Annotated in this window: 14 protein-coding genes and 1 pseudogene; 3 read left to right on the forward strand and 12 right to left on the reverse strand. The window is 51.2% G+C overall.

Features of this window, described 5'->3' with window-relative positions:
* Window positions 1–166: 166 nt before the first annotated feature.
* Both MES37_RS12360 and MES37_RS12365 read left to right on the forward strand, forming a co-directional pair.
* Window positions 167–493, forward strand: coding sequence for a DUF3302 domain-containing protein (locus MES37_RS12360; RefSeq protein ID WP_064546592.1), 327 nt, complete (start codon window positions 167–169; stop codon window positions 491–493).
* A 4-nt stretch (window positions 494–497) separates the two neighbouring features.
* Window positions 498–1,634, forward strand: a complete 1,137-nt coding sequence (locus MES37_RS12365) for an HlyD family secretion protein (protein WP_064546590.1) — start codon at window positions 498–500, stop codon at window positions 1,632–1,634.
* A 54-nt stretch (window positions 1,635–1,688) separates the two neighbouring features.
* On the opposite strand, the gene MES37_RS12370 is transcribed toward MES37_RS12365, so the two are convergent.
* From MES37_RS12370 to ydcS, 7 genes are all read right to left on the reverse strand, one after another.
* Window positions 1,689–2,222, reverse strand: a complete 534-nt coding sequence (locus tag MES37_RS12370) for an anti-virulence regulator CigR family protein (protein WP_064546551.1) — start codon at window positions 2,220–2,222, stop codon at window positions 1,689–1,691.
* 133 nt (window positions 2,223–2,355) lie between these two features.
* Complete coding sequence (locus MES37_RS12375; RefSeq protein WP_064546550.1) at window positions 2,356–2,598, reverse strand: hypothetical protein; 243 nt, start codon at window positions 2,596–2,598, stop codon at window positions 2,356–2,358.
* 79 nt (window positions 2,599–2,677) lie between these two features.
* Entirely contained in the window at window positions 2,678–4,102 is a 1,425-nt protein-coding gene (gene patD, locus MES37_RS12380) for an aminobutyraldehyde dehydrogenase (protein ID WP_237931534.1), read from the reverse strand.
* Between the two features lie 19 nt (window positions 4,103–4,121).
* Window positions 4,122–4,928, reverse strand: coding sequence for an ABC transporter permease (locus tag MES37_RS12385; protein WP_064546546.1), 807 nt, complete (start codon window positions 4,926–4,928; stop codon window positions 4,122–4,124).
* On the reverse strand, window positions 4,918–5,856 hold the full coding sequence (locus MES37_RS12390) for an ABC transporter permease (RefSeq protein ID WP_443107076.1): 939 nt from the start codon (window positions 5,854–5,856) through the stop codon (window positions 4,918–4,920). The genes MES37_RS12385 and MES37_RS12390 overlap by 11 nt, the downstream gene beginning before the upstream one ends.
* 7 nt (window positions 5,857–5,863) lie before the next feature.
* Entirely contained in the window at window positions 5,864–6,889 is a 1,026-nt protein-coding gene (locus MES37_RS12395; protein WP_064546541.1) for an ABC transporter ATP-binding protein, read from the reverse strand.
* 13 nt (window positions 6,890–6,902) lie between these two features.
* Window positions 6,903–8,048, reverse strand: a complete 1,146-nt coding sequence (gene ydcS / locus MES37_RS12400) for a putative ABC transporter substrate-binding protein YdcS (RefSeq protein ID WP_064546539.1) — start codon at window positions 8,046–8,048, stop codon at window positions 6,903–6,905.
* Window positions 8,049–8,340: 292 nt separating this feature from the next.
* Between ydcS and MES37_RS12405 the strand changes: the two genes are divergently transcribed.
* The gene (locus tag MES37_RS12405) at window positions 8,341–8,727 is read left to right on the forward strand and encodes a VOC family protein (RefSeq protein WP_064546537.1); all 387 of its coding nucleotides are present in this window, start codon (window positions 8,341–8,343) and stop codon (window positions 8,725–8,727) included.
* A 95-nt stretch (window positions 8,728–8,822) separates the two neighbouring features.
* Here MES37_RS12405 and benD read toward each other — a convergent pair whose 3' ends face one another.
* From benD to MES37_RS24870, 5 genes and pseudogenes are all read right to left on the reverse strand, one after another.
* Window positions 8,823–9,596 carry a benzoate diol dehydrogenase BenD gene (benD, locus tag MES37_RS12410; RefSeq protein WP_064546535.1) on the reverse strand — a complete coding sequence of 258 codons (774 nt, stop codon included), beginning with the start codon at window positions 9,594–9,596 and terminating at the stop codon, window positions 8,823–8,825.
* A 9-nt stretch (window positions 9,597–9,605) separates the two neighbouring features.
* Window positions 9,606–10,634, reverse strand: a complete 1,029-nt coding sequence (benC, locus tag MES37_RS12415; protein WP_121813527.1) for a benzoate 1,2-dioxygenase electron transfer component BenC — start codon at window positions 10,632–10,634, stop codon at window positions 9,606–9,608.
* Window positions 10,635–10,648: 14 nt separating this feature from the next.
* Complete coding sequence (locus MES37_RS12420; protein ID WP_237931538.1) at window positions 10,649–11,137, reverse strand: aromatic-ring-hydroxylating dioxygenase subunit beta; 489 nt, start codon at window positions 11,135–11,137, stop codon at window positions 10,649–10,651.
* Window positions 11,134–12,519: a Rieske 2Fe-2S domain-containing protein gene (locus MES37_RS12425; protein WP_237931540.1), complete on the reverse strand. Its 1,386-nt coding sequence runs from the start codon at window positions 12,517–12,519 to the stop codon at window positions 11,134–11,136. Before MES37_RS12425 ends, MES37_RS12420 begins: the two co-directional genes overlap by 4 nt.
* 102 nt (window positions 12,520–12,621) lie before the next feature.
* Window positions 12,622–12,766: pseudogene (locus tag MES37_RS24870) on the reverse strand (catechol 1,2-dioxygenase); the annotation flags it as partial.

A 12,766-nucleotide genomic window follows, 5' to 3' on the forward strand; every position in this document is an offset into this window, starting at 1 on the left:
GCACTGAGTAGTGAAAACCTCTGTCTTAAAGAAAAGTGCAAGCGTCATCAACTTATTAAATGGAAATAACTAATCATTAAGGGGTGATTTTATCTGAATCATAATCTCAGTGCCGGATAGCGACTATCTTTAGATTAGATTTATCGCTCTATGATTCGAGGCCATTATGTTTCTAAACTACTTTGCGCTTGGTGTGCTTATTTTTGTGTTTCTCATTATCTTTTACGGGATCATTATTCTTCACGACATTCCTTATCTTATTGCTAAATCACGTAATCACCCACATGCCGATGCGATTCATGTCGCTGGTTGGGTGAGTTTGTTTACCCTGCATGTTATATGGCCGTTCTTATGGATTTGGGCCACTCTTTATCGCCCGGAACGCGGCTGGGGGATGCAGCAAGACCCAGAGATTACACTGGCTTCGTTACAGCAAAGGGTGACTGAGCTGGAGCAAAAGTTAGATAACAATAAAATAACTCCATCGGAGTAATATCATGGATTTACTCATTATCCTGACATATGTTGCTTTGGCATGGTCAATATTCAAGATATTTAAAATACCAGTAAATAAATGGACAGTGCCAACCGCTGCATTGGGAGGAGTGTTTTTAATTGGCGCGCTCATTTTATTAATGAACTACAACCACCCTTATACTTTCCTGGCGCAAAAAGCGGTTATTTCAATTCCGTTGACGCCACAAGTCACAGGGATAGTGAGTGAAGTGACCGATAAACAAAATACAATGATTAAAAAAGGAGAAGTGCTGTTTAAATTAGAACCCACTCGCTATCAGGCACGGGTAGACAGACTTCAGGCTGATTTAACCACTGCCATTCATAGTACGGAGTCACTCAAATCAGAACTTGATGCCGCCATTGCCAACACGGCCCGTGTCAGTGCAGAACGCGACAGATTGTACAAAGATTACCAACGTTACCTTCAGGGCAGTAAAGCGAAGGTTAACCCGTTCTCTGAAAGTGATATTGATAATGCCCGACAAAATTATCTTGCACAGGACGCACTGGTAAAAGGCTCGGTTGCTGAGCAGTCACAAATCAAAAGCCAGTTAGATAGCATGGTCAACGGCGAACAATCCCAGATTGTTAGCCTGCGCGCCCAGCTTGCAGAAGCCAAATACAACCTTAACCAAACCGTGGTTCGTGCTCCGAGTGACGGTTACGTGACTCAAGTGTTAATCCGCCCAGGTACCTATGCGGCCGCCCTGCCGTTGCGCCCGGTGATGGTGTTTATACCGCAACAAAAACGCCTGATTGTCGCGCAATTCAGGCAAAACTCGCTGTTACGTTTAAAACCTGGTGATGAAGCCGAAGTGGTGTTTAATGCACTCCCAGGACAGGTTTTCCCTGGAAAACTCACCTCTGTTTTGCCGGTCGTCCCTGGTGGTTCTTATCAGGCACAAGGTACGCTGCAATCATTGACGTTAACCCCAGGAAGTGACGGCGTGTTGGCGATAATTGAGCTTGCACCTAATGCAGATGTTGATGCGTTACCTGATGGGATTTTTGGCCAGGTCGCCGTCTATTCCGACCATTTCACCCATGTGTCGGTGATGCGTAAGGTGCTACTGCGTATGACCAGCTGGATGCACTACCTGTATCTGGATCACTAAACTAACAAAGACAAAAAAGCTCGCCGAGGCGAGCTTTTTTTATGCACAAACCAGTTAATCAAATACACCATTAATAACAGAAGTCACAATCGCGGTACTGAGTGCGACTAACACGAGGTCCTGACCAACCGCCTGCCATTCATAGCCAGGATAATAAGGCAGTTGATTCAGCATAGTGCCCGGGACCGATTTCTTCGCGATACCCGGAGGTAACGGTTTACCGCGTGCCAGGTTTTTTGCAATGCCTGGAGGCAACGGTTTATATCCGGTAAAACCATAGTTAACCGCTAAACGTCGCGCATCATTAAATGTGATGTCGGTATCGACGTGGTCTGGCTTGCCGTAGTTTTTACGGCTCCCTTGATTTTCTTTTGAATTACCGTTTCCTTTATCACTCTTATCCGCTTTAGCCGATTTATCGGATTTGTTACCGCTATTTCCCTTATTACCATTGCCATTACTGTTTCCCTGGCTGCCACCATTACCACCACCGTTTCCATTGCCAGGATTTGCTAATGCTGACACGGAAAAGATGGACAGTGTAAGAGCAACCGTCGCAGCAGTTAATAAAGAGCGAGGCTTACGCATATTCATTCCTGTTAGTGTGGATACTCCTACAAATTTATGTGTGTCTGAGCCAACTCGCAAGGTGAAAACTCCTGGAGTGTGGGGTCAAACATGAGTATCCATATTGTCCGGCCGAATGCCCCACCTCGCACTTTCAGTACTTGATATCGCGGGCGGTTTGTCGGCCTTCCCGTTTATTCTGACGGTGTTCTTGACGGCAATCAGCATTACCGAACACGCCATTGCGACAATCTTGTTTGGTTTGTCGAGAATTTTCGCGCGTGTCCTGACGCACGCCTCGGGCATCCTGGCGTTGCTCTGATTGCTCAGTTGCCTGTGCGGGTATAGCGCCTGCCATGAACACGGCGGCCAGCAGCATTAATACATATTTCTTCATAGTAACCCCTCAAAAGAAAGCACATCAGTGTGGCACACCTAAATTATAGACTTCATGAGCACAACCGCTTATTGGCGTCTTAATGTTTAATCATCACATGGCGGACAACGGTGTAATCCTCCAGCCCAAACAGTGACATGTCTTTGCCGTAACCCGACAGTTTTTGCCCACCATGTGGCATTTCACTAACCAGCATGAAATGGGTATTCACCCAGGTACAACCGTACTGTAAGCGAGCGCTAAGGCGATGCGCGCGGCCCACATCTTTTGTCCAGACTGAAGAGGCCAGGCCGTAGCTGGAATCATTCGCCCAGCCCAAAACCTGCTCTTCTTCATCAAACGCGGTCACGCTCACCACCGGGCCGAAAACTTCTTTCTGCACGATGTCATCTTCCTGCTTCGCCCCCGCAAGCAAGGTTGGCTGGAAGTAATATCCCGGCCCGTCTACTTTCGCCCCGCCCGTTACCACTTTGACATGTGCCAGAGCTTTGGCGGCATTCACCGCGTTGTTGACCCGCTCAAGATGTGCGGCAGAACTTAACGGCCCAAGTTCGGTAGATTCATCTTCCGGCGCGCCAACTTTCAGGCTGCTGACCGCGTCCCCCAGTTTCTCAACCAGTTTGTCGTAAATACCCTTCTGCGCGTAGATACTACAGGCTGCGGTACAGTCCTGGCCCGCGTTGTAATAGCCAAAAGTCCGCACGCCTTCCACTACCGCATCCAGGTCGGCATCATCAAACACAATTACCGGCGCTTTGCCGCCCAGCTCCATATGAGTGCGCTTAATCGAAGGCGCGGTATGGCTGATGATATGTTCACCGGTAGCAATCGAACCGGTTAGCGACACCATGCGCACTTTCGGGTGACCGGTCAGCACATCGCCGACCGTTTGCCCGCGCCCAAACAGCACATTTAACACACCTGCCGGGAAAATATCTTTCGCCAGTTCCGCCAGCTTAAACGCAGTAAGCGGGGTGATTTCAGACGGTTTAATCACCACACAGTTACCAGCGGCAAGTGCCGGGCCGAGTTTCCAGGCTGCCATCATCAACGGGTAGTTCCACGGCGCGATAGACGCCACCACACCCACCGGATCACGGCGGATCATCGAAGTATGACCGCTCAGATATTCCCCCGCCGCCAGTCCGTTCAGGCAGCGGCTTGCGCCCGCAAAGAAGCGGAACACATCCACCACCGCGGGAATTTCATCATTCAACACGCAGTGATAAGGCTTGCCGCAGTTTTGCGATTCCAGCCTGGCAAACACATCGCCATTTTGCTCAATCACATCAGCCAGTTTCAGCAGATGTTCGGCGCGCTCTTTCGGTGTGGTTTGCCCCCAACTGGCGAAGGCGTTATCCGCCGCTGTCACCGCGTCATTAACCTGGCTCGCCGTGGCTTCGGCGATTTCCAACAGCACTTCACCGGTTGCCGGATTGTAGACCGGTAACTTTTCCCCGAGGCCGTCTACTAACTGGCCGTTAATTAATAGCTGGCTTTGCATAGTGATACCCTTCTCAACGTTATTTACCGCTGCCCGCGACGTCATCTCCGCCACGGCTCAGCCAGTACGCCCCTAGAATCGGAATGGTGGTCATCAGCATCACCATCAACGCCACCACATTAGTAACCGGAACTTCACGTGGGCGCCCAAGCTGGTTGAGCAGCCACAACGGCAAGGTGCGTTCGTGTCCGGCGGTAAAGGTGGTGACAATAATTTCATCAAACGACAGCGCGAACGCCAGCATGCCTCCGGCTAACAGTGCCGAACCGAGATTCGGCAAAATCACATAGCGGAAGGTTTGCCAGCCGTCAGCCCCCAGATCCATCGAAGCTTCAATTAAACTATAAGAGGTGCGACGGAAACGGGCGATGACGTTGTTAAACACAATCACCACGCAAAACGTTGCGTGGCCCACCACAATAGTCAGGAAACCGGGTTCAAAATTCATCATCTTAAAGGCGGTTAACAACGCAATACCGGTGATAATTCCCGGCAAAGCAATCGGTAACAGCAGTAATAACGAGATGGCATTTTTGCCAAAGAATTCCCGCCGCCAGAGTGCCGCAGCGGCCAATGTCCCGAGAATCAAAGCAAGTAGTGTTGCCAGTGAAGCAATTTTAAGTGACAACGTCACCGAGTCCAGAATATCGCCGCGCGATGCGGCAACGCTGAACCAGTGCAGCGTCAGCCCTTTGGGTGGAAAGCTGAATGCGGCTTCTTCGGTGTTAAAGGCATAAAGCGCGATAATCAGCAGGGGGAAATGCAGGAAAATCACCCCGCCCCAGGCGGCGATTTTCAGCAGTAACGGAGCGCGTTCAGAGTGCATCGAAAGCCCCCAGTCGTTTCACCAGTGAAAGATAAATGGCGATCAATACAATCGGCACCAGCGTAAAGGCCGCGGCCATCGGCATGTTGCCAATTGCCCCTTGCTGGGAATAGACCATGTTGCCGATGAAATACCCCGGCGGGCCCACCAGCTGCGGCACAATAAAATCACCGAGGGTGAGCGAAAAGGTAAACACTGAACCCGCTGCCACACCCGGAATCGCCAGCGGTAAAATCACATGGCGGAAGGTTTGAGCCGGGCGAGCCCCCAAATCTGCCGATGCCTGTAACAATGACGGCGGCAAGCGCTCAAGTGCGGCCTGAATCGGCAAAATCATGAACGGCAGCCAGATATAGAGAAACACCAGGAAGCGGCCAAAACCAGAAGTCGACAGCGTATTGCCGCCGATTGCCGGAATGGTCAGCATCAGGTTAAGCAACGGCTCCAGACCCATGTGTCCAAGAAACCACTGCGCCACACCATCGCGTGAAAGCAACAATGTCCAGGCATACGCTTTTACGATGTAGCTCGCCCACATCGGCAACATCACCGCGATATAGAAAAACGCTTTGAGTTTGCCGGTGGTATAGCGCGCCATGAAATACGCCATCGGGAAAGCCAGCACAGCACTGGCGAGCGTCACGGCGATCGCCATCGTTAGCGTGCGCAAAATAATGTCGTAATTCGCCGGGTTAAACAGTGCGGCAATGTTGGCGAACGTCAGGTCTGGCGTGACCGACATGGTGAAATCATCGAAGGTGTAAAATCCTTGCCACAACAGTGTCAGCAACGACCCCAGATAAATAACACCAAACCACAGCAATGGTGGCAGCAGTAACAAAACCAGCCAGAATCCAGGGCGTTGCCACAAAAACGTAGCAACGCGGCGCATCAGGCGGTTGTCAGGATGAGATGCGGGAAGACTCATATCCATTTCATCCTTCCCCCAGCAACGGAACCATCGCCGCCCGGGGCCAGACTGCGGTGACCTGCTGGCCGATTTGATAGCGTTCTTCGCTGATAATGCGTTGCGGGTTCGCCTCACTGACCAACAGTTTTTCGCCACCGGCAAGACGCAGTTCAAAACGCGTCGCCGCCCCTTGATAGTGGATTTCCTGAATCATGCCATTGACACGAATTTCGTTGCTGAGGCTCGGTTCATTACTCAGAACGATGTGTTCAGGGCGCAGTGAAAATAGCGCTTCTTCACCACACACTTTCCCGGAAAGCGCCGGTTGCAACACGTTTGAAGTGCCCACAAAACTCGCCACAAACGCAGTGCGCGGTTTCATATACAACTGGCGTGGCGTATCAACTTGTTCGATACGGCCATTGTTAAACACCGCCACGCGGTCGGACATCGACAACGCTTCACTTTGGTCATGGGTGACAAAAATAAAAGTGATGCCCAATTCACGCTGCAGGTTTTTCAACTCGCCCTGCATCTGTTCACGCAGTTTGAGATCCAGCGCGCCCAGCGGTTCATCCAGCAACAAGACACGTGGGCGATTGACTAAGGCACGTGCCAGCGCCACACGTTGCCGCTGCCCACCGGAAAGTTGCGACGGTTTACGAGCGTGAACAAAACCCAGTGCCACGCGCTCGAGTGCTTCTTGCGCTTTGGCGAGGCGAGTTTTCTTATCCACGCCTTTGACCATCAAACCATAAGCAACATTTTCCAGCACCGTCATATGGGGGAATAAGGCGTAATCCTGGAAGACGGTATTCACATCCCGTTGATAAGGCGGCACGTCTTGCGCCGGTTTGCCGAAAATGGCGATTTCGCCGGAGGTGACCTGTTCAAAGCCCGCAATCAGCCGTAAGCAGGTGGTCTTGCCCGAGCCAGATGGCCCGAGCATGGAGAAAAACTCCCCGTCTTCAATATCAATTGAGACGTTATCTACGGCTCGCACATCACCGTAAAGGCGCGAGACGTTTCGAAACTGCACAGCGTACGGCATAACTCCTCCAGGCTTAACGGCCACCCATGATGGCGATGTAATCCTGGGTCCAGCGACTGTACGGCACGAATTTACCGCCTTCGGCTACCGGGGTTTTCCAGAACACGATCTTATCGAAGTAGTTATAGCCGTTGGTTTCACAGCCTTTATCGCCGAGCAAGGTACTGGCTTTACAACCTTCAGCCACGGCAGGCAGTGAGCCAAACCAGGCCGCTACGTCACCCTGAACTTTCGCTTTTAGCGAGTGGTCCATCCATTTGTAGGCGCAGTTCATATGTTTCGCATCAGCATGCAGCATGGTGGTATCTGCCCAACCGGTGACGCCCTCTTTCGGGAATACGGTACCAATCGGCTGGCCTTCCCCTTTCAGGGCGTTGGCCTGATACGGCCAGGCGCTGGAAGCGACTACACCTTCGTTTTTGAAGTCGCTCATTTGCACAGTGGTGTCATGCCAGTAGCGGTGAATCAGACCGTGTTGGTCACGCAGTACCTTCAGCACTGCCGCGTATTGTTCTTCGGTGAGTTGGTACGGGTCGGTAATGCCAAGTTGTGGCTGTGTGGCTTTAACAAACAACGCGGCATCGGCAATGTAAATCGGCCCGTCATAAGCCTGCACTCGGCCCTGATTGGTTTTGCCGTCAGGCAAGTCTTGTTTGACGAACACCACGCTCCAGCTGTCTGGTGGCGTCGGGAAAGTTTTGGTGTTGTACATCAGCAGGTTTGGCCCCCACTGATACGGCGTGCCATACACTTTGCCGTCGACGTTAAACCACGAGCCTTTTACCAGGCGCGGATCAATATTTTTCCAGTTAGGGATAAGCGCAGTATTAATCGGCTGCACACGTTTACCCATAATCAGGCGCAATGAGGCGTCGCCCGATGCGGTCACCAGGTCGTAACCGCCCTTCGCCATCAAACTGACCATTTCGTCAGAGGTGGCCGCCGTTTTCACGTTCACCTTACAACCGGTCTCTTTTTCGAAATCCGTCACCCAATTGTAGGCTTTGTCGGTATCACCACGTTCGATGTAACCCGGCCACGCGATAATATCGAGCTGCCCTTCACCGGCACCAATTTTGTCTGGAAGCCCTGCCGCCTGTGCAGAAAGCACGGTCAAACAGAGGGTGGATAGAGTCCATATAGCCTGTTTTGTACGCATTGCTGCTACTCCTGTCGGAAAGATAAAGGCGGCACGACATGGGTTATTTGTGCCAAAAGTGCAAAAAAATCCCCGTACAAAAACAATAGTCTGCGCCAATATGGCAAGCATGGCGGTAACCGGATATTTCACCAGGATGTGATAGAGGGCGCAGTAAACAGCGCGACGGGCATCGCGGTACGAGTAAGATAACCAGATGATTTTTAAAGTGTAGACAAGGTGTAAACGAAGCGGTGACTCTGCGCTACTGCTTTCCACAACTATCGAAATTTCATATGGATGGAGGTAAAAGATGCAGGTTGCTCATATCGCCCTGTGGACCAACAATCTTGAGAGCGCCTGTGCCTTCTGGCGTCAACATTTCAACGCGCATATTGGTGAGGCTTATCACTCAAAGCGCCGTGAAGGGTTTATCTCCCATTTTGTGACGCTGGAAAATGGCCCCGCACTGGAACTGATGACGCTACCGGGGCTGGTGGATAAACCGCCGCGCGAAGATAACCGCACCGGCTGGGCGCATATCGCTATTAGCCTGGGTTCTGTGGAAGCGGTCGATAAACTCGTCGCCAGCCTTAAACCGCTCGATGCTCTGGTACATGAAGCGCGCTGGACTGGCGATGGTTTTTACGAGGCGGTGATAGCAGACCCGGATGGTAATCTGATTGAGATAACGTCCTGATGATGTCGTGAATGCTGCTGACGCGAATCCACCCTACAAAATCGAAACCGTAGGTCGGATTCGCGCCAACAACACCCGTCAATTTACACTTAAAGTTACCCTAAATCGCCGCCACCCACCGGAAGAATGGTGCCAGTGATATAGCTGGCGTCATCACTGGCCAAAAACAGGATGGCGTTAGCCTGCTCTGCAAGCGTCCCGTAGCGATGCATCAGGCTGCTGTCTTTGGTTTGATCAACCACTTGCTGATACCACGCCTGTTCTTGCGGGCTGGGTTGTTCCTGATTGCGCGGAGTCAGTCTCGCTGGCGCTTGCGTCCCACCAGGTGCGGTGGCATTGATACGAATCCCACTACCGGTGTATTCCATCGCCAGCGACTGCGTAATGGCATTTACCCCGCCTTTTGCTGCGGAATAAGGCACACGGTTAACGCCACGCGTCGCCACTGAAGATACGTTCACAATCACACCACGCTGTTGTTCCAGCATATACGGCAGCACTGCGCGGCATCCCCACAGCGTTGGAAATAGCGAACGGCGGATCTCCGCTTCAATTTGATCGGGCTGATATTCTGCATACGGGCGGGCCCAGATAGTGCCACCGACGTTGTTCACCAAAATATCCAGCTGACCAAAGTGTTGATGTGCCTGCGCCATGGTGTGCTGGGTACTTTCCCATTGTTCAAGGTCAGCCTCCAGCGCCAGCACTTCACAGCCTTGTTGATGCAGGTTTTCAGCTAGTTCAAAAACATATCGCGCCCGGTCGATCAACACCAAACGCGCGCCCTCTTGAGCCATTTGCTCTGCCACCTGGCGGCCAATACCTTGCGCCGCGCCAGTGATGACGGCCACTTTATTTTGGAATCTCATTGTTTCTCCTTATGCGGCCGCATGCTGTTCGGCCTTCTGGCCTGGGGCAAATTTTTCATAGTGGAAACTGGCTGGTGTTATCTGGCGTTTCTGCAAGGTGCGTAACACCGCATCCACCATTGGCGGCGGGCCGCAAAGATAAACATCTACGTCGCCATCATTGAGCAATGCGTGGTCAAAATGGTCAGTGACAAAGCCTTTTTGCGGGCAGGCAGACTCTGTATCCGTGACGACAGGCAGCCAGCGGAAATTCGTTAATCGCCCTGCCAGTTCATCCAGCGCTTCTGTCATCACCAGGTCACTGTCTTTGGTGACACCATATAGCAACGTAATAGGTTGGTTAACGGGATTTAATGCGAGCTTTTTCAGCATCGCCAGAAATGGCGCAAGCCCCGTGCCCCCAGCCAACATGACTATCGGGCGTTGCAGCGGACGTAAATAGAAACTGCCCATCGGGCCGGTAAGTGTTAGCTCATCTCCGGTTTTAGCCTGCTGTAACAACCAACTGCTCATCAACCCGCCCGGCACATTGCGGATCAGGAAACTGGCTTGCGTATCGCCAGGTAGCGAGCTGAAAGAGTACGCACGCAACTGTGTACCGCCTGGCACCTGAATATTCACATACTGCCCAGGCAGGAAGTCGATCCCTTTTTCTAGTTCAATGACCAACTCAATGGCGCTGGATGACAAAGCGTCACAACGAATAACCTTACCCTGGAATCTGCCGATACCGGTTTTACACGCCGATGCACTCACTGGCACATCTATCACACAGTCCGAACTGGGAACCATTTGGCAGGTCAATACCTGGCGCTGCCTGGATTCATCGTCAGACAACGCCTCTTCGAGGAAATCTTCACCTAACGAGTATTCCCCACTAGCGCAGTGGCATTTACAGGTTCCACACACACCGTCGGAGCAATCCATCGGTAGGTTCACTTTCTGGCGATAGGCAGCATCAAGGATTTTTTCACCTGCATTGCAGCTAATGAAACGCGTAACCCCATCTTCAAAGTTGAGGGCGATGTTAAAACTCATGGCAATTCCTCTACTCAGACGTGATAAATGTCGATAACCTGGCGGATGTAGTCATTGTTTAGCTGAATGGTTTTACGGGTGATCTGCGGCAGGCCTTCCGTTTGTCGTAGCGTGCAATAGGTGGTGCCAAAGAAGTAACCGCTTTGTTGATAACGATGGCTATGCGTCACCCAATTGTAACGCACATCAACGCAGTCACCTTGGCTGCCCACAATCATGATATTACTGAGCATATGGGTGGTTCGCGGTTCCGGAGTACTGGCACCAGAACGTTCGGTCTTAATGCGATACACACGGTCTTCCAGCCCGTCACGGCTTGGGTAATAAATCAGGGAAATCTGGCTTTGTGGGTCAGTCGTGAGCTTGTCGTCGTCTCCCCAGGCAGGCATCCAGTAGACCACTTTGGGGCTGTAACAGCTTAGCCATTCGTCCCACTGACGGTCGTCCAACAGGCTGGCTTCGTAGTAAAGAAATTGGCTGATGGCGTTAATATCCAGGTTCATGGTGCAACCTCCACACGCTGAGTGATTGAAGCATCATATTGCTGTTGCTCTTTCTCGATAGCCGCCAGCATGGTTTGTTGCCAGTGATGGTGATGGGCAATATAGAGCGCTTCGTCTTCCGAACGAATGCCACTTATTTGCGGTGTGAATCCTGACTGTTTGGCGTGATCATCCGCGCCATAGACCCAATGCGTTGCGCCACGGCTTAAATCGCTCCACTGCAGATTCGTCGCCATATAGCCCTGCTGGCAGGAACGGAACTCTTCCAGATCATCAGGCGTCCCCATACCGCTGACATTAAAGAAATCTTCGTACTGTCGGATACGAGTGGCCCGCTTTGACGCGCTTTCCCCTTTTGGTGCAAAGCAGTAAATCGTCACTTCGGTTTTATCGACGGCAAGCGGACGAATGACGCGGATTTGTGTAGAGAACTGGTCCATCAGGTAGACGTTCGGATACAGACACAAGTTACGCGTTTCATTGACCATTAAGTCGGCACGTTTTTCGCCAAACACGGCTTTCAGGCGCTCAGTTTCGGTAAATACCGGGCGAACTTCTGGGTTCAGTGCGCGCGTCCACAGCAGCATGTGGCCGTGTTCAAAACCGTAACCCCCGCCGACGCTTTTTGACCAGCCGTTAGCATCCACGGCCTGAGTACCCTCAGCTTCATAATTCCGGCGCGACATCGTCGAAGCATAGTTCCAGTGCACAACACTGACGTGATAACCGTCCGCGCCGTTTTCGGCACCTAATTTCCAGTTACCTTCATAGATATAACTTGATGCACCTTGCAGCACTTCCAGCCCTTCAGGGGCCTGATCAACAATCAAATCAATGATTTTGCACGTTTCGCCCAGGTAATCCTCAAGCGGCATAACATCGTCAGACAGACTGCCAAACAGGAATCCACGATACGACTCAAAGCGCGGCAGTTTTTTCAGGTCGTGGGAGCCATTTTGTTTAAATGATTCCGGATATCCCCCGACGCTTTCATCCTTGGCTTTCAATAGCTTGCCATTGTTACTGAACGTCCAACCGTGGAATGGGCAGGTAAACGAGTTTTTATTGCCCGCTTTACGGCGGCATAACATCGCGCCACGGTGAGCACAGCTATTAATTAAGCCATGCAGTTCGTTCTTTTTATCGCGTGTTATAAGTACCGGCTGCCTACCGAGCGTTAAGGTAAAATAATCTCCGGCGTCAGGGATTTGGCTTTCATGCGCCAGATAAACCCAATTCCCTTCAAAGATATGTTTTATTTCCAGTTCAAATAATTGGTCATCGACAAATACATTGCGATTACAACGGTAAATATCATTCTCACGATCAACAATTAAAGCATTGCTGATTTTTCTTTTAATACCATCGAGTTTATTTTGCATAACATGGCTTCCGGGATAAACGTAGGTCTGGTAATAAACACTGGCGAGCGCTGCGTTAACCCGACCTGCAAATGATTATTTTGCAGGTCGGAGCTATGTTATTTATTCTTTAGCGCGGATTCTGGTGATGCGAGATTCTTCCTCAGGGGAATGGGCTTTGCAGATCGTAAAATCAAATTCAACTTCAGTATGTTCGCCAGTTAAATTACGCGTTTTAATCGTTTGTGGGTCGCTAATCGTGACTGGT

It is taken from the genome of Buttiauxella sp. S19-1 (genome assembly GCF_022134725.1).
In the GTDB taxonomy this organism is placed as follows: Bacteria; Pseudomonadota; Gammaproteobacteria; order Enterobacterales; family Enterobacteriaceae; genus Buttiauxella; species Buttiauxella ferragutiae.